Source organism: Dickeya oryzae (genome assembly GCF_020406815.2).
GTDB lineage: Bacteria > Pseudomonadota > Gammaproteobacteria > Enterobacterales > Enterobacteriaceae > Dickeya > Dickeya oryzae.
Genome location: NZ_CP162670.1, coordinates 2,450,827 through 2,473,374, shown reverse-complemented (window position 1 = coordinate 2,473,374; position 22,548 = coordinate 2,450,827). Strand labels below are relative to the sequence as shown.

General features: G+C 52.4%; 24 protein-coding genes. 11 read left to right on the top strand and 13 right to left on the bottom strand.

The genetic code is table 11. The features are described from left to right. Window positions 1–103 precede the first annotated feature (103 nt). Together LF929_RS10900 and pabB are read right to left on the bottom strand one after the other, a co-directional pair. Window positions 104–727, bottom strand: a complete 624-nt coding sequence (locus LF929_RS10900) for a CoA pyrophosphatase (protein ID WP_050570672.1) — start codon at window positions 725–727, stop codon at window positions 104–106. Between the two features lie 18 nt (window positions 728–745). Then, window positions 746–2,116: an aminodeoxychorismate synthase component 1 gene (gene pabB / locus LF929_RS10895; RefSeq protein ID WP_210175433.1), complete on the bottom strand. Its 1,371-nt coding sequence runs from the start codon at window positions 2,114–2,116 to the stop codon at window positions 746–748. A gap of 146 nt (window positions 2,117–2,262) precedes the next feature. Here pabB and LF929_RS10890 point away from each other — a divergent pair, with 146 nt between their 5' ends. Continuing rightward, a complete protein-coding gene (locus tag LF929_RS10890; protein WP_210175454.1) occupies window positions 2,263–2,448 on the top strand; it encodes a YoaH family protein in 186 nt (61 codons plus the stop codon). A gap of 38 nt (window positions 2,449–2,486) precedes the next feature. On the opposite strand, the gene LF929_RS10885 is transcribed toward LF929_RS10890, so the two are convergent. Beyond that, a complete protein-coding gene (locus LF929_RS10885; RefSeq protein ID WP_226093387.1) occupies window positions 2,487–2,834 on the bottom strand; it encodes a RidA family protein in 348 nt (115 codons plus the stop codon). A 273-nt stretch (window positions 2,835–3,107) separates the two neighbouring features. Here LF929_RS10885 and LF929_RS10880 point away from each other — a divergent pair, with 273 nt between their 5' ends. The 5 genes from LF929_RS10880 (at window position 3,108) to rnd (ending at window position 9,735) form a co-directional block, all read left to right on the top strand. Beyond that, on the top strand, window positions 3,108–5,027 hold the full coding sequence (locus tag LF929_RS10880) for an ATP-dependent DNA helicase (protein ID WP_038904270.1): 1,920 nt from the start codon (window positions 3,108–3,110) through the stop codon (window positions 5,025–5,027). Between the two features lie 65 nt (window positions 5,028–5,092). Next, a complete protein-coding gene (gene tsaB / locus LF929_RS10875; protein ID WP_038907867.1) occupies window positions 5,093–5,794 on the top strand; it encodes a tRNA (adenosine(37)-N6)-threonylcarbamoyltransferase complex dimerization subunit type 1 TsaB in 702 nt (233 codons plus the stop codon). Window positions 5,795–5,869: 75 nt separating this feature from the next. Continuing rightward, on the top strand, window positions 5,870–6,499 hold the full coding sequence (locus LF929_RS10870; protein ID WP_226093388.1) for a Slp family lipoprotein: 630 nt from the start codon (window positions 5,870–5,872) through the stop codon (window positions 6,497–6,499). A 247-nt stretch (window positions 6,500–6,746) separates the two neighbouring features. Further along, window positions 6,747–8,417, top strand: coding sequence for a long-chain-fatty-acid--CoA ligase FadD (gene fadD, locus LF929_RS10865; protein WP_152490381.1), 1,671 nt, complete (start codon window positions 6,747–6,749; stop codon window positions 8,415–8,417). Between the two features lie 196 nt (window positions 8,418–8,613). Then, window positions 8,614–9,735, top strand: coding sequence for a ribonuclease D (rnd, locus tag LF929_RS10860; RefSeq protein ID WP_038907869.1), 1,122 nt, complete (start codon window positions 8,614–8,616; stop codon window positions 9,733–9,735). Window positions 9,736–9,824: 89 nt separating this feature from the next. On the opposite strand, the gene minE is transcribed toward rnd, so the two are convergent. Genes minE through minC form a run of 3 tightly spaced genes read right to left on the bottom strand, consistent with a single transcriptional unit; the run spans window position 9,825 to window position 11,650 of the window. Then, entirely contained in the window at window positions 9,825–10,115 is a 291-nt protein-coding gene (gene minE, locus LF929_RS10855) for a cell division topological specificity factor MinE (RefSeq protein ID WP_016941431.1), read from the bottom strand. A gap of 3 nt (window positions 10,116–10,118) precedes the next feature. Beyond that, window positions 10,119–10,931 (bottom strand): septum site-determining protein MinD, encoded by an 813-nt coding sequence (gene minD / locus LF929_RS10850; protein WP_016941430.1) that lies wholly within the window; start codon window positions 10,929–10,931, stop codon window positions 10,119–10,121. A gap of 20 nt (window positions 10,932–10,951) precedes the next feature. Beyond that, window positions 10,952–11,650, bottom strand: a complete 699-nt coding sequence (minC, locus tag LF929_RS10845) for a septum site-determining protein MinC (protein ID WP_210175435.1) — start codon at window positions 11,648–11,650, stop codon at window positions 10,952–10,954. A 136-nt stretch (window positions 11,651–11,786) separates the two neighbouring features. Here minC and LF929_RS10840 point away from each other — a divergent pair, with 136 nt between their 5' ends. The 3 genes from LF929_RS10840 to LF929_RS10830 all read left to right on the top strand — a co-directional run bounded on the left by LF929_RS10840 (window position 11,787) and on the right by LF929_RS10830 (window position 13,630). Next, window positions 11,787–12,059 carry a YcgL domain-containing protein gene (locus LF929_RS10840; protein ID WP_210175436.1) on the top strand — a complete coding sequence of 91 codons (273 nt, stop codon included), beginning with the start codon at window positions 11,787–11,789 and terminating at the stop codon, window positions 12,057–12,059. Between the two features lie 371 nt (window positions 12,060–12,430). After that, on the top strand, window positions 12,431–13,087 hold the full coding sequence (locus LF929_RS10835; protein ID WP_038904279.1) for a fumarylacetoacetate hydrolase family protein: 657 nt from the start codon (window positions 12,431–12,433) through the stop codon (window positions 13,085–13,087). A gap of 96 nt (window positions 13,088–13,183) precedes the next feature. Continuing rightward, window positions 13,184–13,630, top strand: coding sequence for a YcgN family cysteine cluster protein (locus LF929_RS10830; RefSeq protein ID WP_038907871.1), 447 nt, complete (start codon window positions 13,184–13,186; stop codon window positions 13,628–13,630). Window positions 13,631–13,785: 155 nt separating this feature from the next. On the opposite strand, the gene dsbB is transcribed toward LF929_RS10830, so the two are convergent. Together dsbB and LF929_RS10820 are read right to left on the bottom strand one after the other, a co-directional pair. Continuing rightward, window positions 13,786–14,316: a disulfide bond formation protein DsbB gene (gene dsbB, locus LF929_RS10825; protein ID WP_226093389.1), complete on the bottom strand. Its 531-nt coding sequence runs from the start codon at window positions 14,314–14,316 to the stop codon at window positions 13,786–13,788. A gap of 355 nt (window positions 14,317–14,671) precedes the next feature. Next, entirely contained in the window at window positions 14,672–14,794 is a 123-nt protein-coding gene (locus LF929_RS10820; RefSeq protein ID WP_368678970.1) for a hypothetical protein, read from the bottom strand. 463 nt (window positions 14,795–15,257) lie between these two features. Between LF929_RS10820 and fadR the strand changes: the two genes are divergently transcribed. Continuing rightward, entirely contained in the window at window positions 15,258–15,977 is a 720-nt protein-coding gene (fadR, locus tag LF929_RS10815; RefSeq protein ID WP_038907874.1) for a fatty acid metabolism transcriptional regulator FadR, read from the top strand. A gap of 79 nt (window positions 15,978–16,056) precedes the next feature. Here fadR and LF929_RS10810 read toward each other — a convergent pair whose 3' ends face one another. Further along, on the bottom strand, window positions 16,057–17,592 hold the full coding sequence (locus LF929_RS10810; RefSeq protein WP_038907876.1) for a SpoVR family protein: 1,536 nt from the start codon (window positions 17,590–17,592) through the stop codon (window positions 16,057–16,059). A gap of 332 nt (window positions 17,593–17,924) precedes the next feature. On the opposite strand from LF929_RS10810, the gene LF929_RS10805 reads away from it, so the two are divergent. Further along, a complete protein-coding gene (locus LF929_RS10805; protein ID WP_016941423.1) occupies window positions 17,925–19,175 on the top strand; it encodes a D-amino acid dehydrogenase in 1,251 nt (416 codons plus the stop codon). Between the two features lie 90 nt (window positions 19,176–19,265). On the opposite strand, the gene LF929_RS10800 is transcribed toward LF929_RS10805, so the two are convergent. The 4 genes from LF929_RS10800 to LF929_RS10785 form a co-directional block, all read right to left on the bottom strand. Continuing rightward, a complete protein-coding gene (locus tag LF929_RS10800) occupies window positions 19,266–20,387 on the bottom strand; it encodes an ABC transporter substrate-binding protein (RefSeq protein WP_210175439.1) in 1,122 nt (373 codons plus the stop codon). Between the two features lie 412 nt (window positions 20,388–20,799). Beyond that, window positions 20,800–21,399: a hypothetical protein gene (locus tag LF929_RS10795; RefSeq protein ID WP_038904287.1), complete on the bottom strand. Its 600-nt coding sequence runs from the start codon at window positions 21,397–21,399 to the stop codon at window positions 20,800–20,802. Window positions 21,400–21,800: 401 nt separating this feature from the next. Next, window positions 21,801–21,980: a hypothetical protein gene (locus LF929_RS10790; protein ID WP_016941421.1), complete on the bottom strand. Its 180-nt coding sequence runs from the start codon at window positions 21,978–21,980 to the stop codon at window positions 21,801–21,803. Window positions 21,981–22,203: 223 nt separating this feature from the next. After that, a complete protein-coding gene (locus LF929_RS10785) occupies window positions 22,204–22,536 on the bottom strand; it encodes a DNA-binding protein (RefSeq protein ID WP_210175440.1) in 333 nt (110 codons plus the stop codon). Window positions 22,537–22,548: the final 12 nt, after the last annotated feature.

Sequence of the window (22,548 nt, the reverse complement as noted above, 5' to 3'; positions counted from 1 at the left end):
TATTGTAGTGGAGAGTATGCTGACATATTCGGCTTTTCACATGAAATAAAGTTATGTTATGCCGAAAAATAACTTATAGCTGGCGAAGGGAAGCACGGCAAAATCAAACGGACTCCGGCATCGCCACGTGCAGTGCTAACTGGCGAATGATGGCGGCGGTCAGCCCCCAGACCAGTTGTTGCTGATACCAGGAAAGATAAACCCGGTGGCGTTGTTGATGGCGTTTGATATCCAGCGGGTAGTAACGCTGTAGGGCAAACGCCTCTCGTAATGGCATTTCAAACAGTTCTGCGACTTCATCGGCGTTAGGATGAAAAGGTGTGTTTTCCGGTAACAGGCCGACCACCGGCGTGACCTGATAACCGCTGGAGCTGTCGAAGGCAGGCAGCGTACCCAAAATCTGAACCGATGCCGGTGGAATGGCGACTTCTTCCTCGGCTTCACGCAGCGCGGTGGCAATCAGCGAGGCGTCTTCCGGGTCTGCCGCTCCGCCGGGGAACGCTACCTGTCCGGCATGCTTACGCAGGTGGGGCGAACGGCGTGTCAGCAGCAGGCATGGGTCCGGACGACGGATAATCGGTATCAGTACAGCAGCCTGCCTTTGGTGGCGAGTAATCGGCAAAACCGGTGCTGTTTGCAACTGAAAGCGTGTAATAAACGCGTCCAGATCGTAAGGGGCGTCATCATCTGTATCGGGTAAGAACGGCAACAGCGTGGTATCCGTCATGATGTTCAGCCCTCCGGTTTAATCCATGGTCGATATTGTTAATAACGGCAGAATGCGGCCAATCTTGTCGAATGTTTCCTGATATTCTGCCTGTTCTTCGCTATCGGCCACAATTCCACCACCCGCCCAGCAGGACAGTGTGCCGTTGGTGGCGATCAGTGTGCGAATGGTGATGTTGGTATCCATGGTGCCGCAAACGCTGAGATAGCCGATACTGCCGCAATACGCATTGCGTCGGTGAGGCTCCAGTTCCTCGATAATCTCCATCGCACGTACCTTGGGCGCACCGGTTATCGAGCCGCCGGGAAAGCAGGCGCGCAGCAGGTCGGTGGCGTGCTGTTGCGACGGGAGCTGCGCTTCGATGGTGCTGACCAGATGGTGTACTGCCGGAAAAGGCTCCACCACAAATAGCTCGGGAACACGCACGCTACCCGGCACGGCGACCCGACCAATATCGTTGCGCAGCAGGTCAACGATCATCAGGTTTTCTGCGCGGTCTTTTTCGGAGTCAGCCAATCGCTGCGCCTGACGGGCATCTTCGTCGGCATTTGGCAGCCGCGGCAGTGTGCCTTTGATCGGTCGCGTTTGAATGTGGTTATCGTGTAGCCACAGGAAGCGCTCTGGCGAAATACTGAGCACGGCGCTATGTGGCAATCGCAGAAAAGCGGAAAACGGTGCCCGGTTGCTGGCGGAAAGTGTCAGAAATGCCTGCCATTCATCCCCGTGATAAGCGGCCTGAAAACGCTGAGCCAGATTGACCTGATAACAATCGCCAGCACGCAGATAATCCTGAATGCGACGGAATTTTTCACCGTACTGGTCACGGCTCATGTTGGCTTGCCAGTCGCTGGTCAGGCAGAATGCGCCCGGCTCAATGGGGGAACGATTATTTATCCAGGCCAGTCGGCTCGCGATATCGCCGTGGCACACCAGGGTCAGGCGTTGTTGGTGATGGTCGGCAATTAACGCCCAATCGTAAATACCTACTGCCATGTCAGGCTGGTCGATATCCCGCGCAGCCACTGACGGCAAGGTTTCTACCCGTCGACCCAGATCGTACCCAAACAGGCCTAGTGCGCCGCCCTGAAACGGATAATCCGGATGGGGTGGCACGTTAACTGCCAGTGCGTCGATGTGTTGTTGCAGCAATAAAAACGGGTCTTCAGTCGAAATCTGCCGGGTATCACCTTGTTGGATGGTGGTTTGTGTACCAATGGTCTCTAGCGTCAGACGTGGCTCGGCGACCAGAATATCAAACCGGTTGTGAGGATGGTCGGCAAATCCGGAATGGAGCAACATCGCCCAAGGCTGGTGTGAGAGTGTGCTAAAAAGGCGTAACAGCACATCCGGTTGGTAGGACAGAGCATGATAGACTATCGATGTCGGCATAACGGTATTGGTATGGTCTCGCGATGTTGGTCATACCGGCAGCCGAGTGCTGAACCGGCAGCAGGCGTTATAGTGTTGCAAGCGTACCACAAACCGCAGCCTGGCGCGGGTATCGTCGGCATAAAAAGGTTTTCAGGAGAAGAATGATGTTTGCAGGTATCCCGGCGCTGACCCATGAGCAGCAACAACAAGCGGTAGAAAGAATACAGCACCTGATGGAGGAAGGCATGAGTAGCGGCGAAGCCATCGCCCTGGTCGCGGAAGAATTGCGCCAAAACCACCAGGGGGCGCGGGTGGTGGCGCGTTTTGAGGATGACGACGCACCAGAGTAATGCTGACGGGCGGCACAGGTCACCGCCGCCCGCGAGTGTTATTCCACTGCGGCGATCGCTTTGATTTCCACTTTAAATTTGGGGTTCATCAGTTTCGCTTCGACGGTGCAACGCACCGGTGCGCTACCGGCCACGACCCAGGCATCCCAGGCGGCGTTCATAGCAGCGAAATCCGCTTTATCGGCCAGAAAAATAGTGACATCCAGCAGGCGACTCTTATTGCTGCCTGCCTGTTGCAAGATGGCATCCAGCGACGCGAGCGCGTTTTCGGTTTGGGCTTTGGCGTCGTCATCCAGATTTTCCGGCACACTGGTGTAGTACAGCGTGTTGTTATAGATAACCGCGTCGGACCAGCGTGCGTCGGGATTGATACGGGTAATGGCCATGAAGTCAGTCTCCTTGTGGCATGCGCGCGTTGCAGGATTTGCGTATTGCCGCATGTGCAGTGCCGTTGTGCAGAATTGCGCAGAGTGGAACAGGCGCTAAAACCGCAGAGACTAACACAGTTCGGCTTTCCGTGTGACCCCAGCGTGGGGCGCAAATATTAGCGTGCGGTGGAGACTTGAGTCGGAGTGGTGTCGTGTGCGCAGGCTTGGCATAATCAGCCACCTTAATTCCGCCGCATTCAGGTGACGGCATTGTCAGACAAGAGAGACCGCGTGACAGCAGAGAACACAATCGACGATTTTGCAACGGATGGCGTACTGGCAAGGGCGATTCAGGGCTTCCAGCCGCGTGAACCACAACGGCAGATGGCGGCGGCAGTGTTGGACGCCATTGATGCCAGACAACCGCTGGTGGTGGAAGCGGGTACCGGCACGGGCAAAACCTATGCGTATCTGGCACCGGCTCTGCGCTCTGGCAAAAAAGTGATTGTGTCTACCGGTTCACGCGCGTTGCAGGATCAACTGTATAGCCGTGATCTACCGACAGTTGCTAACGCATTACAGTTCCAGGGCAAGCTGGCGCTACTAAAAGGTCGTGCCAATTATTTGTGCATCGAACGCTTAGAACAGCAATCGCTGGCGGGCGGCGATCTCGGCCATGAAGTGCTGCGTGAGCTGGTACGGTTGCGCAGTTGGAGCAGCGAAACCGAAGACGGCGATATCAGCCAGTGCGGCGACGTCGCTGAAGACAGCGCGATATGGCCGCTGGTGACCAGCACCAACGATAACTGCCTTGGCAGCGACTGCCCACATTACAAAGACTGTTTTGTGGTGAAGGCCCGTCGACGGGCGATGGATGCCGATGTGGTCGTGGTGAACCATCATCTTTATTTAGCGGATATGGTGGTCAAAGAGAGCGGGTTTGCTGAACTGATCCCCGATAGCGACGTGGTGATCTTCGACGAAGCCCACCAGATTCCCGATATTGCCAGCCAGTACTTTGGTCAGCAGCTCTCCAGTCGTCAGTTGCTGGATCTCGCCAAAGATATCGTGATTGCTTACCGTACCGAAGTGCGCGACGCCAGTCAGTTGCAGAAAAGTGCTGATCGTTTGAGCCAGAGCACCCAGGATTTCCGGCTGGCGCTGGGTGACCCGGGATTTCGTGGTAATCTGCGTGACATTGTCACGGATAATGTGTTGCAGCGTTCGTTGACGTTGCTGGATGATGCGCTGGAACTGTGCTGCGATGTGGCGAAGTTATCGCTGGGCCGTTCTGCGTTGCTGGATGCGGCTTTTGAGCGTGCGACCCTTTACCGGGCTCGGTTAAAGCGGCTGCGCGATGTGCAGCAACCCGGCTACAGCTACTGGTACGAATGCACCTCGCGTCATTTTGTGCTGGCGCTGACGCCACTGTCGGTCGCAGACCGCTTTCGCGATGTGATGAAAGAGAAACCGGCCTGTTGGGTGTTCACCTCAGCTACGCTGTCGGTTAACGAACAGCTCACGCATTTCATCGAACGATTGGGGCTGGATCAGGCCCGCACATTACTGCTGCCAAGCCCGTTTGACTATGCGACTCAGGCATTACTGTGCGTACCGCGCAACCTGCCGGAGATCAATCGCCCCGGCGCTGCCAGACAACTGGCGCGGCTGTTGCGCCCGCTCATCGAAGCCAATCAGGGGCGTTGCTTCATGTTGTGTACCTCACACCAGATGATGCGTGATCTGGCTACGGAGTTTCGTGCCTCGCTAACGTTGCCGGTGCTGATCCAGGGGGAAACCAGTAAGCCGCAATTGCTGGCGCAATTTCTGGCGGCGGGCAATGCGCTGCTGGTGGCGACCGGCAGTTTTTGGGAAGGCGTCGATGTACGAGGGGATGCGTTGTCGTGTGTGATTATCGACAAGCTACCGTTTACCTCACCGGATGACCCGCTGCTGAAAGCGCGTATGGAGGATTGCCGGGTGCGTGGCGGTGATCCGTTTGATGAGGTACAACTGCCCGATGCGGTCATTACACTAAAGCAAGGGGTTGGTCGGTTGATTCGCGATGTGGAAGATCGCGGCGTGTTGGTGATTTGCGATAATCGATTAGTGACTCGACCCTATGGCGAGGTGTTTCTGACCAGCTTGCCGCCCGCGCCAAGAACGCGCGATTTGCGTCAGGCTATCGATTTTCTGACGCGCAAACCGTGACGCTTACCAGCGCTGGCTGTTATGATGCGCGCCGTTGAAATATTCTCTCCCTGCCTGAGGTTGGCATGTCTACGCGAATTTTAGCGCTTGATACCGCAACGGAAGCCTGTTCTGTTGCACTCTGGAATGATGGTGAAATCCATTCCCTGTTTGAGGTTTGCCCTCGTGAACATACCCAGCGAGTCTTGCCGATGGTTCAGCAACTGCTGGCCGAGCAGGGTATTACGCTCAATCAACTGGACGCGCTGGCGTTCGCTCGGGGGCCGGGCAGTTTCACCGGTGTGCGTATTGGTATCGGTATTGCGCAAGGGTTAGCGCTGGGTGCCGGTTTGCCAATGCTTGGCGTGTCAACGCTAGCGACGCTGGCGCAAGGCGCGCACCGCCTGACTGGCGCGAACCGGGTATTGGCCGCGATTGACGCCCGTATGGGGGAAGTCTACTGGGCGAGTTATGAGCGTGACCAACAAGGCCACTGGCAGGGTGAAGCGAGTGAGGCCGTGCTGGCACCGGTTCAGGTGCAGGCGCTGACGGCATCGCTGAGTGGCGACTGGGCCACGGCCGGAACCGGCTGGCAAACCTACCCGGATTTACTGGGTAATCCGGCGGTCATCCTGAATCATACCGATGTGCAGTTGCCACAGGCACAAGACATGTTGCCGATGGCCCGTCAGTTATGGTCATCAGGTGGGGCGGTGAACGTCGAACAGGCTGAACCCCGTTATCTGCGCAACAACGTGGCATGGAAAAAATTACCCGGCCGCGAATAACAGCAACTTATCGCATCAACTACAGTCTAATTCAGGTATCTGTCATAACTTAACGGCAGCAGGCAGGTGTATGTGATGACAATCGAATGTTTCGCCAATCAAGCGTTTGAACGCAGACGGTCAGGGTGGACTCGGGGTGGGTGGTGTGCGCTGTTGTTGCTAAGCCTGAGTGTGTTATCCGGTTGCGTCACGGTGCCCGATGAAATCCGTGGCACGTCGGCAACACCGCAGATGGATCTGATTCGGGTGATGAATGCACCCAATCTGTATGTCGGGCAGGAGTCACGCTTTGGCGGCCGGGTTGCGGATATTCGCAATGAGGCCAACCGTACCCGGCTGGAAATTGTGACATTACCGCTGGATAACGCAGGTCGACCACGGCTTGATGAGCCGTCGGAAGGGCGACTGGTGGCCTACGTGAACGGTTTTCTGGAACCGGTGGAGTTTAAAAATCAACTCATCACGGTCGTCGGACCGATTAGCGGCAGCGAACAGGGTAAAATTGGTGAACGGCCATACACGTTTGTGGTCGTGAAGGTTGAAGGCTACAAGCGTTGGCGAGTGGTACAGCAGATGGTGTTGCCGCCACGGGCTTATGATCCCTGGTGGGACCGTCGCTATCGTCACGTCTGGGGTCCAGGGTGGGGGCCGGGTTGGAATGATGGCTACGCGCCGGTGCAGGTGGAGACGGTGGTAACAGAGTAATACCTATCATCCGTAGGCACTGACCTGACAGTCAGATGACCTGATAGTAAAACGAGGCGGCGAGGGTCGCCTCATTTTTTTGTCGTTATAGTTTTTGCAGTAATAGCAATACGTTGAAATTAAGTGATCGTCTTCTCAACCTGAGCATTGTGAACGTCACAATGGATAATCTGAGTTAAAATATTGTTAAAGATCGCTCGGATTGGGATTGATTATGCCACTTAAAAAATATCTCGGGAGTGACGTTTTGGAAAAAATCTGGTTAGCGCGTTATCCGGCGGATGTCCCCGCAGAAATTGACCCGGATCGTTATGCTTCGCTGATCGAATTGTTTGAACACGCGGTAGCGCGTTATGCCGACCAGCCCGCGTTTATCAATATGGGCGAGGTCATGACGTTTCGCCGACTGGAGGAGCGCAGTCGGGCGTTCGCTGCTTATCTGCAGCACCAATTGAAGTTGAAAAAAGGTGAGCGCGTCGCGCTGATGATGCCTAATTTGCTGCAGTATCCGATAGCGCTGTTTGGTGTGTTGCGCGCCGGGCTGGTGGTAGTCAATGTCAATCCGTTGTATACGCCGCGTGAACTGGAGCACCAGCTAAAAGATTGTGGTGCCTCAGCGATTGTTATCGTTTCCAATTTCGCTCATACGCTGGAGAAGGTGGTGTATAACACCCCGGTGAAGCATGTGATTCTGACTCGTATGGGCGATCAACTGGCACCGGCAAAAGGTACGCTGGTTAACTTTGTGGTTAAGTACATCAAGCGACTGGTACCGAAGTATCACCTGCCGGATGCCATTTCGTTTCGCCGTGTCTTGCAGCAGGGCAAACGGATGCCCTATGTGCGCCCGGAGGTTAATAACCAGGATCTGGCTTTTCTGCAATACACCGGTGGCACCACTGGCGTTGCCAAAGGTGCCATGCTGACTCACCGAAATATGCAGGCTAACCTGATGCAGGCCAAAGCGGCGTACGGTCCGGTGCTCCATGAAGGACGCGAACTGGTGGTAACGGCGCTGCCGCTCTATCACATCTTCGCGTTAACGGTGAATTGCCTGCTGTTTGTCGAGTTGGGCGGCAAAAACCTGCTGATTACCAATCCGCGCGATATCCCCGGCATGATTAAAGAACTGTCGCATTATCCGTTTACTGCCATTACCGGTGTGAATACGCTGTTTAACGCGTTGCTGAACAATGAAGCGTTTAGTCGGCTGGATTTTTCCACGTTGCACTTGTCGGTGGGCGGTGGCGCATCGGTACAACAGGTGGTGGCTGAGCGTTGGGAAAAGCTGACCGGTATTCACCTGCTGGAAGGTTACGGGTTGACGGAAAGTGCACCGCTGGTGGCGGGCAATCCTTACGACTTGCAGCATTATAGCGGCAGCATCGGCTTGCCGGTGCCGTCCACCGATGTGCGAATCATCAATGATGATGGATTGGATGTGGCGCCCGGTGAACCCGGTGAGTTATGGGTGCGTGGCCCACAGGTGATGTCGGGTTACTGGCAGCAACCGGCTGCGACGCAAGAGGTGCTCAAAGAGGGCTGGCTGGCAACGGGTGACATTGTCACGTCGAACGAGCAGGGCTTTCTGAAAATCGTTGATCGTAAAAAAGATATGATTTTAGTGTCTGGCTTTAATGTTTATCCTAACGAGATAGAAGAAGTGGTGGTTCGCCATCCTAAGGTCTCTGAGGCCGCCGCTGTCGGCGTGACCAGTGAAACGTCCGGGGAAGCAGTGAAAGTCTTCGTGGTGTGCCGCGACCCCTCACTGACGGTAGAGGAACTCATTAGCCATTGTCGTCGTAATCTCACAGGGTATAAAGTGCCACGATTGTTTGAGTTCCGAAGTGAGTTACCTAAATCCAACGTGGGGAAAATCCTCCGGCGTGAGCTGCGTAATGAGCAGTCAGCTGCCTGATGGTTGCCTGTGACGGTCATGACGGGTATGGTGAGGGCCTGCCTGCTGAGTACCACAGGACAACATCACCTTTCGCCAGGCCCTTGCCTGCCCTGACGGACCGGTAGAACCGCGTCGTGTTGGTGGTTCGTCATGAATGTGTTTTATGCCCTGAGCGCGGCTGTTCGCACCGGGGCACAACCAAGAGAATACCGTTTTGAATTATCAGTTGATTACTACCGATGAAGGATTATCAGCGGTGTGCGCGTTGGCGTGCGCGGTGTCCGAAGTCGCGCTGGATACCGAGTTTGTCCGTACCCGTACTTACTATCCGCAACTGGGGCTGATCCAGTTGTATGACGGCGAGAACCTGTCGTTGATAGACCCGCTGGCAATCAGCAACTGGGAGCCGTTTCGGTCGTTGTTGCAGAACCCGCAGGTGACCAAATTCCTGCATGCCGGTAGTGAAGATTTAGAAGTGTTTTTAAATGCGTTCGGCTGCCTGCCGTCGCCCTTTATCGATACCCAGATTCTGGCGGCATTTCTGGGTAAGCCGTTGTCTTATGGGTTTGCGGCACTGGTGGCGGATTACCGCCAGGTTGTGCTGGATAAAAGCGAGTCTCGCACCGACTGGCTGGCGCGTCCGTTGAGTGAGAGACAGTGCCAGTATGCGGCCGCCGATGTGTTTTATCTGCTACCGGTAGCCAGAGTACTGGTAGAAGAGACGCGGGCGGCTGGCTGGTTGGAGGCGGCGCTGGATGAGTGCTTGTTGTTATGCCAGCGTCGTCAGGATGTGCTGGCACCGGAGATGGCGTATCGGGAAATCGGTAATGCCTGGCAACTGAGAGGGCGTCATCTGGCTTGTCTGCAAAAATTGGCGGCGTGGCGTCTGCGTAAAGCTCGGGAGCGTGATAGCGCGGTTAATTTTATTGTCCGTGAGGAGAACCTGTGGCAGGTTGCTCGTTGCCTTCCCGGTTCGCTCGGCGAGCTGGACTCGTTAGGCCTGAGCGGGCCGGAGATTCGTTATCACGGTAAAACGCTGTTGTCGCTGGTGGCGGAAACCGCGTCGCTGAGCGAGGCGGATTATCCGCCTGCCGTGGTTAACCTGATCGATTACCCCGGCTACAAGAAAGCCTTCCGTGATATCAAGGCGCTGGTGCAGCAGTGCGCTGAACAAAGTGGTTTATCAGCAGAATTGCTGGCATCCCGGCGGCAGATTAACCGTTTGCTGAATTGGCACTGGAAACTGGTATCGCTGGATAATGCGCCGGAAATGGTCACTGGCTGGCGCGGTCGTCTGTTTGAGGATGGGTTGCAAGCCATTCTGGCGCAGTATTAAGCACGATAAATCATCATGACGAAAACCACCGCCCTGATGTGCAGGGGCGGTGGTTAAAACGGTTACCTGTTGGAGCAGGGAAGCGGTGATTATTTGTCGACGGTCGGCGTGGGTGCTGCGGGTTCGTCGGCTTCCGGCAGCGTAACGTTCAGTTCCAGTACGGAAATATCATCACCTTTCTGTTCCAACTGTACCGTCACCATTTCCGGGTCTATCTGCACGTACTTACAGATGACTTCCAGAATGTCTCGTTTGAGCTGCGGCAGATAATGCGGCTCACTGTCCCCACGGCGTCGCTCCGCGACAATAATCTGTAGCCGTTCCTTGGCGATATTGGCTGTCGTTTTTTTGCGGGACAAAAAGAAATCGAGTAACGCCATGATTTATCCCCCAAAGAGTCGTTTCAGGAAGCCTTTCTTCTCTTCCTCAATAAACCGATACGGTCTATCTTCGCCCAACAGGCGATCCACGGTATCCGCGTAAGCTTTGCCTGCGTCGGCTTCTTTATCCAGAATAACCGGCTCACCCTGGTTGGATGCTCGCAATACGGACTGGTCTTCCGGAATGACGCCTATCAACGGAATACGCAGAATTTCCAGAACATCTTCCATGCTCAGCATATCGCCGCGGCTGACACGACCTGGGTTGTAACGGGTAAGCAGCAGATGTTCCTTGATAGGGTCCTGCCCTTGTTCCGCACGGCGCGATTTTGACGACAAAATCCCCAGAATGCGGTCGGAGTCACGCACTGACGACACTTCCGGGTTAGTGGTAATGATAGCCTCATCGGCGAAATACAACGCCATCAAGGCACCGGTTTCAATGCCTGCCGGGGAGTCACAGATAATAAAATCGAACTCCATGTCAGCCAGGTCGTTGAGAACCTTATCCACACCTTCGCGGGTCAGTGCATCTTTATCCCGGGTTTGTGAGGCCGGTAATATGTACAGGTTTTCGGTACGCTTATCTTTGATCAACGCCTGATTCAGGGTCGCGTCGTTCTGGATGACGTTCACAAAGTCATACACGACCCGGCGCTCACATCCCATGATCAGGTCGAGGTTACGCAGACCGATGTCAAAGTCGATGACAACCGTCTTCTTACCTTTTTGGGCTAAACCGGTAGCAATGGCCGCGCTTGAAGTGGTCTTGCCAACGCCCCCTTTACCTGAAGTAACAACAATGATGCGTGCCATAAATAATTCCTTTCAAGGGCCTAGTCTAGAGGTTGTATAGTCAAAACATGGTCAGGCGGATTGAGTTTCAGGCGCGCCGCCTTCCCGAAATAACTTTCCGGTATCTGTTCACTAAGCCAGTAACGACCAGCGATAGACACCAGTTCAGCGGCCAACTGGGTACAGAAGATCTGGCTGCTGACATCGCCAGAAACACCTGCCAGCGCACGGCCGCGCATCATGCCGTAAATATGGATATTGCCATCGGCAATGACCTCCGCACCGGCACTGACATGGCTGGTGACGATAAGATCACAGTCGCGAGCATAAATTTGCTGTCCGGAACGGACGGGCGTGTTGATCACCCTGGTTTTAACGGGTGTAGCAACCGGTGCCGGAGGTTGAGTCGTCCGGCGTTCCTTGCCTTCACGTGATTTACCTTCACGTAATAGCGGGAGTCCCGCTCTGGCGATGACGTGCCTGAGTTGCTCATCATCGCATCCACTTACCCCTACGACTTTCAAACCGGCGTCGGTAATCGCCTGCTGAAGTTTGCTCCAGTCTGCATCAACGGGCAGTGTCGATACATTGACAACAACCGGCGCGTTTTTGAGAAACGCCGGTGCCTGTTCAATCTTTTCCTGCAAGGCCTGGTGAATAATGTCGGGCTGTGCATCATGCAGATGAACAACAGATAAGGTAAAGTTGCTGCCTTTCAACTCAATTGGCGTTTGTGACATCTGTCCTGACTCAGTTTCAGCATCTTTAAATCCCCAGAGTAACATTTAAGGCATGATATTCCAGAGCGCTCCAAGCATGTTATAGTCACATGAAAATACAGGCAAGACACCATTTTCCTGGTTCAGAGTAAAAAACATGTATTGTGTGATCTATAGAAGTTCTAAACGCGAACAAACATATCTCTACGTCGAAAAAAAAGACGATTTTTCCCGAGTTCCGGCAGAGCTGATGAAAAGTTTTGGCCTGCCACATCTGGTGATGTTATTACCGCTTGATGGCAGTAAGAAGCTGGCCTTAGCAGATATAGAGAAGGTAAAACAGATGCTTAAGGAACACGGCTTTTATCTGCAACTGCCCCCACCGCCAGATAATCTATTGGATGAGTTGCAGGCAAACGCGAAAAAATAATGTCCGAATTATTTTTCATATAATGGTAAGAACAGTTGGAGGAATTAGCCGCTGTTTTTTAATACAGGGGTGTCAGAAATAAACCAGGGGAATGCGTTAATTTTACTGATGCTATTTCCCGGATACTGATTTATATACAGGTGTATTATAAATAAATCTATTTCCTGGCACCCCTCAGAATTCCTTTCTTTGTCAGGTGTATTGGTGGCGCGAACATAAAGGTAGCTCAAAATTTCTGATACATTTCAGACACTATTGTTCATCAATTGTGCTTACTTTTTGGATGGCGATGCCGGTATGATGAACAGGCTATGTCCCGCTCACTGTGGTGGGCTGGCGCATCCACTAACAGAAAAGTCAGGAGAGGGTTCATGTATCAACACAGAGACTGGCAGGGCGCATTACTGGATTTTCCTGTCAACAAAGTGGTGTGTGTCGGTAGTAACTATTCCGAGCATATCCGTGAAATGGGTAGCGCCAAACCGGCGGAACCGGTTCTGTTTATCAAGCCTGAGACCGCGCTGTGCGATTTGCGCCAGCCAGTGGCTATTCCGAAAGAGTTGGGATCGGTACATCATGAGGTTGAGCTGGCTGTATTGATCGGCACACCGCTCAAACAGGCAAACGAAGAACGTGTCGCCAGAGCTATCGCAGGCTATGGTGTGGCATTGGATCTGACGCTGCGTGATCTACAAGCTGGTTTCAAAAAAGCCGGGCAGCCATGGGAAAAGGCGAAGGGATTTGATGGTTCCTGTCCGGTATCGGGCTTCATTCCTGTGGCTGAATTTGGCGACCCGCAGCAGGCGGATTTGGGCATCAACATCAATGGTGAGGTACGCCAGCAAGGCAACACCAGCGATATGATTACACCAATCCTGCCGCTGATAGCTTATATGAGCCGCTTTTTCACCTTGCGCGCCGGAGACATTATCCTGACCGGAACCCCTCAGGGTGTGGGGCCGTTACAGGTAGGCGATGCGTTGACCATTACGCTTAACGATCGCACGTTGACGACCCACGTCATTTGATTTAACACCACCCGTGGTGTCGCTGCGGGTGGTATCCTTCATCACCCGCCTTTACAATACGCCACAGACCTCCTGTTTATCATCGGAATTGCAGTCATGACTCAACAACCCTTTTGGGAAACCAAAACATTGGAAAAAATGTCGAACGACGAGTGGGAGGCACTTTGTGATGGTTGCGGTCGCTGCTGCCTGCATAAGCTGATCGATGAGGATACGGAAGCGCTTTATTTCACCAATGTCGCGTGTAACCAGCTGAATATTAAAAGCTGCCAGTGCCGTAATTACGCACGTCGATTCGAGTATGAGCCGGATTGCATCAAGCTGACGCGCGAGAATTTGTTGTCATTTGACTGGTTACCGGAAACCTGTGCTTATCGTTTGATCCATGAAGGCAAAGGGTTACAACCCTGGCATCCGTTGCTGGCGGGTTCCAAATCAGCGATGCACCAGCAGCGGATCTCGGTGCGCTATATCGCGGTGCGTGAAAGCGATGTGGTGGACTGGCAAGACCACATTTTAAACAAACCGGAGTGGGCGAGATAAAAACGAGCAGCCTGACGGAGAGACTAATGTGATGCGAACAGGGTATTCGTCAGGAACAACATTTCAGGAATAGCCGTTAGCGTATTGTCTAAAACCAGCCGGGCCAGAATTAATCTGGCCCGGAGTCTTCGTGGTTTGGGGATTTATCGAAATATTTAACGGCCGAACAGGTCTCGACGTTTGGGGCGGAATGGCTGGGCAATCAGTACCAGCACGGCCACCAGCAAGTAAGCTGCGAAAATGACGATCATCCACTGCGGCATTTCCAGATTCAGGAAGTTCCACTGACGTTCGGCACAATCGCCCGTCGCAGTGAAGATAGCCGGTAGCCATTTGTCCAGCGGCAACCAGGATGGGAAACTGACAAAAAAGTCACAGGTAACGAACGGCGAAGGGTGCAACTGGATATTGGTGTGTTTGATAGCCAATGCCAGACCTTCCCAGGCACTGTAAATCCATAACCCGATAGCCGGATAACGCAGCACGCTGCCCGGTGCGATAGCTCCCACCAGTCCGGCGGCCATGACACCATAGAACGCAGTTCGCTGGTAAATGCACAGTACGCAAGGTTTTAGCATCATTACGTACTGGAAATAGAGGGCAACCAGTTCAAAAGCCAGTGCCGTAAACGCCATCAGAAGCCAGGCACCCCGGCCGCGGGAGCAACGGTTTAAAAATCGCAACATAAAAAATATTCCATGCTAAAAACGATAATATGAGCAGTGATAACCGTGCTCACCGCCCTCATTGAATCTCTGGTTCGGGTGAACTGACGTTTCTCGCGGTGGTAGGGTTGCCCTGTACCGCATGGAATGTGCATCAGCGCCTGAGCGAAGATTCTGCTGTGCCAACAAATACCTTGCTGTTTTTAACGCTTTCTGTGAGGGATCGCCAGTTTCGTGACAAAATCCGCCCTTTACTATACACGATTTATTCCAGAGCATGACGCTATTGATCAATCATAACTGTATTGAATAATAGTGCCGTGGCAGTGTGCTTGCTTGCCATGTCACTGGTTGTGCTGTCACGGATGCCATCATCTCAGGATGAGCGTGGCGATAATAACCGTTTGTTGGAAAAGCTTCCCGTTATCATAAAAATCCGTAATAACAAAACTTCAATATTACTCAGAATGGAATGCCATACTTGATTTGGACTGGTCATGCCAGTGAAAATAGTCTGTCGGCGCGGATGAGCCATCGACCCGCGGCAGGTAGCATTCAGGGCTATGCCCAGGGAAAAATAACCACTGTGCACAACGCCACCCCGAAAAATGGGAGTCTGGCGGAAACGGCGAGGTGGTTAAAATGAGAATAATGGCAGACACCACGTCGCTATCTGACAGGGTGCCCGCAATGTATGTAGAGGAAATGGGGTGGCAGATTGCGCTTGGCGCATCGATTTTCCTCTTTTTTACGTTAATTTAATTTAACTATTTGATGGGTGTTTAGAGAAAATTATCGTAAAGCGTGGGGGATATTCGCGTTTGTTTACGGGGAATTGTCTTTAGTCACAGTTTTTATGTCGAATTGAGCGTTTCAGGTCCTGCTATGCTATGTGATGTAGGGTTCGTTTGGTATGATGATGTTGACTTTCACTGGTAAACATCGCTACGGAATATAAACTTATGGTTATAAAGGCGCAAAGTCCGGCGGGATTCGCGGAAGAATATATTATTGAAAGTATATGGAATAATCGTTTCCCTCCTGGGTCTATTCTGCCCGCTGAGCGGGAGTTGTCCGAGTTGATCGGAGTGACGCGTACGACGTTACGCGAGGTGCTACAGCGCCTGTCCCGTGATGGATGGCTTACTATCCAGCATGGCAAACCGACCAAAATCAATAATTTTTGGGAAACGTCTGGGTTAAATATCCTGGAAACGCTGGCTCGACTCGATCATGACAGTGTTCCTCAGTTGATCGATAACTTGCTGGCGGTGCGCACGAATATCGCCGGGATTTTTATCCGTACTGCAATCCGTCTGCATCCGGCAAAATCGGTAGAAATTCTTAAGCTGGCCGAGTCTGTTCAGGATACGTCAGATGCGTATGCCGAGCTGGATTACAACGTGTTCCGTGGGCTGGCTTTTGCCTCCGGCAACCCGATTTATGGCCTTATCATCAACGGGTTGAAAGGGTTGTACATTCGGGTAGGGCGTTATTACTTCTCTAATCCTGAGGCTCGCAAAACAGCATTGGCGTTTTATCGCCGTCTGGAATCGCTGGGTCGTGACGGGTTGTATGAGCAGGTGCCTGATGCGATTCGTCAGTATGGTAAAGAGAGCGGGGCATTGTGGCATAGCATGCAAAACGCCATCCCGCGTGATCTGGCGGAAGGTCGCCGGTAGTCACATTCGCCACTAAAGAGTCAGACAATAAAAACGGGTAGCTTCAACGCTACCCGTTATTTTATGGGAACATCCTTGGTCATAAGGCTGGGTTGCGTGGCGGGCAACGGTCGATCAGCTCAATGCTGCCATCCTCATTCATCTGCTCCAGTGTGACGTCAAATCCCCACAGACGATGAACATGTTTCATCACTTCATGGCTGCTTTTATCCAGCGGTGCACGGTTTTGCGGTACATAGCGCAGCGTCAATGAGCGATTGCCGCGTAAGTCTACGTTCCAGACCTGTATATTGGGCTCGATATTGCTCAGGTTGTACTGGGAGGAAAGCTCCTGGCGGATTTTCCGGTAGCCTTTTTCATCATGGATCGCGGCAATCTCCAGATAATTGTTGCGATCGTCATCCAGTACGGTAAACAGCCGAAAATCTCGCATCACTTTTGGCGAGAGGAACTGGCTGATAAAGCTCTCGTCTTTGAAGTTTTGCATCGCGAAATGCAGTGTTGTCAGCCAGTCTTTGCCAGCGATATCCGGGAACCAATAATGGTCTTCTTCCGTCGGGCTCTGACAAATACGCTTGATATCCTGGAACATCGCAAAACCGAGGGCATATGGGTTGATGCCGCTGTAATACGGGCTGTTGTACGGCGGTTGGTAGACGACGTTGGTGTGACTGTGAAGAAACTCCAACATAAAACGGTCAGACAGTTTCCCCTCGTCATAAAGATGATTGAGGATGCTGTAATGCCAGAAGGTCGCCCAACCTTCATTCATCACCTGTGTTTGTTTTTGCGGATAAAAATACTGGCTTATCTTGCGCACGATACGCAAAATCTCACGCTGCCACGGCTCCAGCAGTGGGGCATTTTTCTCCATGAAGTAGAGCAGGTTCTCTTGCGGCTCATGGGGGAAACGACGCGCTTTCTCCGGTGAGGCTTCCTGTTCACGACGTGGCAGTGTGCGCCAAAGTTCGTTGACCTGACTCTGCAAGTAGGCTTCACGACTTTTCTGGCGCATTTTTTCCTCTTCCAGCGAGATTTTCTGCGGTCGTTTATAGCGGTCCACCCCGTAATTCATCAGTGCATGGCAGGAATCGAGCAGTTTCTCCACTTCATCGACACCGTGGCGCTCTTCACATTGGGCAATGTACTGGCGGGCGAACAGCAGGTAATCGACGATAGAACTGGCGTCGGTCCAACTGCGAAACAGGTAGTTACCTTTGAAGAAGGAGTTATGACCGTAGCACGCATGTGCCATCACCAATGCCTGCATCGGCATGGTATTTTCTTCCATCAGATACGCGATGCACGGATTGGAGTTGATGACGATTTCATAGGCCAACCCTTGCTGGCCGTGTTTATAGCGTTGTTCGGTTTCGATAAATTTCTTGCCGAACGACCAGTGGGCATAGTTGATGGGCATCCCGATGCTGGAATAGGCGTCCATCATTTGCTCAGACGTGATCACCTCGATTTGGTGGGGATAGGTATCCAGACGGTACAGTTTGGCTACCCGGTCAATTTCATCCAGATAGACCTGCAGCAAATCGAATGTCCAGTCAGGTCCGTCATTCAGACGTTGTGGGCTTGTTACCCGCTCATCAGTCGATATAGCCATCAGCGCACCCCTCACTATAACTGCCGCCACTTCATTGCGTCGGCATACTTAATCGTAGCTTATTCTGAGAAAAGTGATGTGAAATCGGTAGCTTGGATGAAAGCTTTAGGGAGAAAGCCGGATAACGCGCCGTCAGCGCTACGCCTGATTGCGACACACCGCTATGGGTTATCCTACGTTGTTGTGTTCACTCTCTCATAATAAATAAAAGCTATATCTGCAAGAGATGACAATTAATACCTACATGTTAAAGTAGGTTTTTATTTTGGTGTTTAAACTGTTACGCAGCATATTTCGCCGGATTGGCGGAGGAAGCAGGGAGAATAGCAATAATGAAGGTGGTAATTTTAGGGAGTGGTGTTATCGGCGTCAGTACCGCCTGGTATCTGGCGCAATCAGGGCATGATGTCACGGTTATTGACCGGCAGGCTGAGCCAGCCCTGGAAACCAGCGCAGCTAACGCGGGGCAGATTTCCCCCGGTTATTCTGCCCCCTGGGCGGCGCCGGGTATTCCGCTTAAGGCCGTCAAATGGCTCTTTCAGCAGCATGCCCCGTTGGCTATTCGCCCGGACTTTACCGCCACGCAACTGCGCTGGATGTGGCAGATGCTGTTAAATTGCGACAGCGCACACTACCGGGTTAATAAAGCCCGAATGGTCCGGCTGGCTGAGTACAGCCGTGATTGCCTGCAAGCGCTGCGTGCCGCAACCGGCATTGCCTATGAAGGGCGTCAGGGGGGAACATTACAACTGTTCAGAACCCCACAGCAGTATGAAAATGCTTACCGTGATATCGCGGTGCTCAAGGAAGCCGGTGTCCCGTATGAATTGCTGGAAGCAAGCCAACTGGCGTCTGTCGAACCTGCGTTGGCAGGTGTGCGCCACAAGCTCACCGGGGGATTGCGACTGCCGCATGACGAAACCGGTGATTGCCAGCTGTTTACTCAGCAACTGGCGACGCTGGCGGCCGCGGCGGGGGTTACCTTCCGTTTCAATAGCCCGATACAACATCTTGCTGTGGAAGGGCAACGGGTCAGCTCAGTGCATTGCAACGGTGAAAAAATTACCGCAGATGCTTATGTGATGGCGTGCGGCTCCTATTCTCGCGGTTTACTGGAAAAATGGTTCGATATCCCTGTCTATCCACTCAAAGGGTATTCGCTGACGATCCCGCTCTCCAGCGAAGAGGGGGCACCCGTGTCCACCGTACTGGATGAAACTTATAAGATTGCGATTACGCGTTTTGATCAGCGCATTCGCGTCGGCGGTATGGCTGAGATAGCTGGGTTTGATCTCTCGTTGAGCCAGAAACGCCGGGCTACGCTGGAAATGGTGGTACGTGATCTGTACCCCAACTGTGGGCCAGTGGAACAGGCGACGTTCTGGACTGGGCTGAGACCGATGACGCCAGACGGCACGCCATTGGTAGGGCGCTCCCCCTTGCAAAACCTGTATCTGAACACCGGCCACGGCACACTGGGGTGGACAATGGGGTGCGGCTCTGGTCAGTTGCTCGCCGATATTATCTCCGGCAAAACGCCAGCCATTGAGTACGACGATCTCTCTTTCTCTCGCTACGCCTGACTTCGCCATTCCTGTTGGAAGTTAACCGCTCTGATTGGGGCGGTTAACTATAAAAGGGACCCTGGCGGATCCCTCTCGATATATGAATGGTTAATTTGCCAACGGTGCATCCGGATGCAGACCCAGCCAACCGGGTGTGGGATCGCCTTTGGCTTCTCCTACATACAGACTAATTTGAGCACGGAAGCGTTCAACGGCAGCGCGATCAGACATGAAGTCAGCAAACGCCTGCGGACGGGTGTTGCTGTATTCCCAGATGTGCTTATAACCTGCGGGTGGAGCCACATCGGTACGCACTGACCACATCCGCGCAACCTGCGTTTGCGTTTGCGGATCCAGCAGCCAGCTCAGATACAACTTGGCGCTTTCAGGATGTTTGGCCTGTTTGAAGATGGCAGCACGCTGCGCCCAGGAGACAAAGGGGTCTGATTTCGGCAGTACAAATCGGGTTACCGAACCCGCTGCGGGAACCAGTGCGCCAGAACTGCTTGGGGTGGCGCTGTATTTACCGGTGGCTATTTGAGCACCGGGTACGTTAGTTCCTCGGGCATAAACCGGGTCTTGCTCCTGAAGTTTTTCTACAAACTCCCAGCCGTATTTATCCACTATCTGTTTGTACCAAAACAGCACCGCGTCATCGTCGTTTGGATAGGCCAGTATCAGGTTGCCTTTTAAATCGGGGCGCAGATAGTCGTTAGCCTCTCGCGGCCAGGATTTTTCATCCAGCAATTGGGTGTTGACCAGGTTACTAAACGCGATGACGTACGCACCAATCCAGGCACCGTCTGCGTCACGAAATTCCGGGTAAATTTTGTCCCAGCCTACGGGCTTGTAATTCAGCAAAACCCCCTGTTTTTTCCAGCGAGGGAAATCCTGCACTGTCTGTAACTGCACCACATCCGGAATCAGAGTATTGGTTGCCAGTTGGTTGTCGATACGCGCGTCGTGATATTTGCTGTAGTCGACGATGACATTCAGCTTGATACCAGGAAAACGGTTCTCAAACGCCTGCTTGAAGCCCGTTTGCTGTGACTGCACATCGCCACCGGCATAAACGGTGACCGTCCCGCCTTCTCTGAGCGCGCTCTGATAAATTTCATCCAGTGAACGGGTATCGGGTGCAACGGCAGCCTGCGCTTGCCAGCTGCTGATGCCCGCCATCATGGTCAAGAGTAGTGCGGTTTTTTTTAAGTACTTCCCAGTGTATTGCATCGTGGTCTCCTTGACTGGGGTGATAAAAGCCGTGCCGACAGGCGATAACCTTCAGAATTGAACGACAGCGACGGCGTAATAAGCGAACGACTGCAGGTGTTTTTCCCTTTTTCTGTCAGGGAATTGAGAGTTGAGTCTATCGGATTAAATAAAAACAAACAGGAAGAAAAAATGAACGAAATGATTAAAAACACTGAATGATTCTAGGCGGTGAGTTGTTCTTGGTGTGCGACTAATTCTGGAATTAAATGGTGGGAAACGGGGTGTGGTACAACGTTATTATTAATTTTTTCTAATTATTTTTGATTGGGTAAGAGAATGGTCTGATTGTACAGAAAGATCGCGGAGATCACAGACAAGGGCAAAACGCCCTGTCTGGCAGGGCGGAGAAAGCGTCTCGGGCGAACGACCATCAGGCGGCGGTATTAACCAGATTGCCTTGTGATGAGGCGGAAGCCAGCGAAGAGGAAAAACTTTGCAGGAAAGTCGACAGCGATGCATTGCTGCTATCGCCACCCAAAGCGGTGACCATGGAACTGAAGGCACTTTGCAATTCGCTCAACTGGCTGCTCGATACAGAACTGCTGGAAGAGGAATCGGAAGAGAGTGCGCTAATCAGTGAAGACAGGTCATTTTTCATCGGGTTGTCAGACAGCGACGATGAGTTGGATGACGCACCGATGCTGTGCAGGGTATCCATCAACGTATGCAGGAAGGTGGCCACGGCTTCTTTCGCGCTGGAAGACGAGGTGTCCGACGTGCTGCTGTCTGTTGAGGATGTTGACGATGTCGTGGAACTGGTTTCCGAGGTACTGCTGGTGCCAAGCGTGATACCAATTGAAGATAACGCTGTCACCAAAGACGAAAACAAGCCCCCCTCTTTATCATCATCCTGTTTACGGTAAGGGAGCGCCGTTACAGAAGATGAGGAGGACGACGTGGAACTGACGCCGGATACCTGCAACACGGAATTATATAACCCCGCGTAGTTGGAGGATATGGACATCACCATGATATTTCTCCTTGTAGTATTTGCCAGAAAATTAACTACGGTCGACACGTGCATGGAATACACGACGCCGCATAGGTATATAGAATAATTAAAATTATTTTTCTATCAGGGGAAATTAGTGCAGAGGTGGTTCAATAAAGAGTGAAAATCAATCGGATGAAAAGGTGGTTATTTATTTTTCTATTAATGGCATAGAAAAAAGCTAAACGTAATTTTTGTAAGGATAGAGAAAGAAAAACGATATTGTGGATACGGATTGAAATAAATGCCCGCAATGGTAAGGAATGCGTAAATTTATTATTATGAAATCATAATAAGCGAAAAAATAAATAACGACATCGTCACCGGGACTCACTGTGTCCCGGCTGTGTCCCGGTAAAGGCACCGTGTCTGACAGGGGCTCAGAGTTCGAAACCGGGGGCGACCTCTTTCACCGGTTTTCGACAGGCAGCAGGCACATCGGAGGCCGGAGAACGGGCGCTGCAGTCAGGGGCAAACGGGTTAAGCGACTCACGGTTAACGTAGATCAACAAGAGAAGGAGTATTAACACAATGGTGCGCAGGCGTTTTTTCTTTTTCATATCATGTGCCGACAGTTTACGCGTGGCGAGTGGAAATCAGGTTGGATTAGATTACGGGAGACGTTCATTACTGTCTTGCTTTACAAACTTTTGTCATTACGATTCAAGATGATTCATTTCGTCAGGCTCGGATGCGGCATCACGAGATGAAACGTCGTACTGGCGTCAGGCATAAAAAAACCAGCGTCTGGCGCTGGCTTGTAAGGTGGGATAGGCTCACGAATTATAACGCATGCCGTTGTTGTTGCAGGGCGATCAAATGGTCGGCTATCTGACGAATAACCCAGAATGCCGTTTGTCCTACGTCGCTGTTCATTTCTGGATCTAACGTGGTATCCACGCTTTTCAGAAAATCGGCCTCCAACGAGTCGACAAAAGCGTCAAAGTCGAACTGACCACTACGCGGTAATTCTTTTTTGCTCAAAACCAGATTGAAACGTCGGGTAACCATCTGGATAGCCTGTTCGAATGCCTGACGTTGTGCTGGTGTGATATACCCGCCCCGGTCGACCAGTTCAGTCCAGCGGGTAGGGGTATCGGTATCATGCTCGGTCATGGTGCGCTCCCT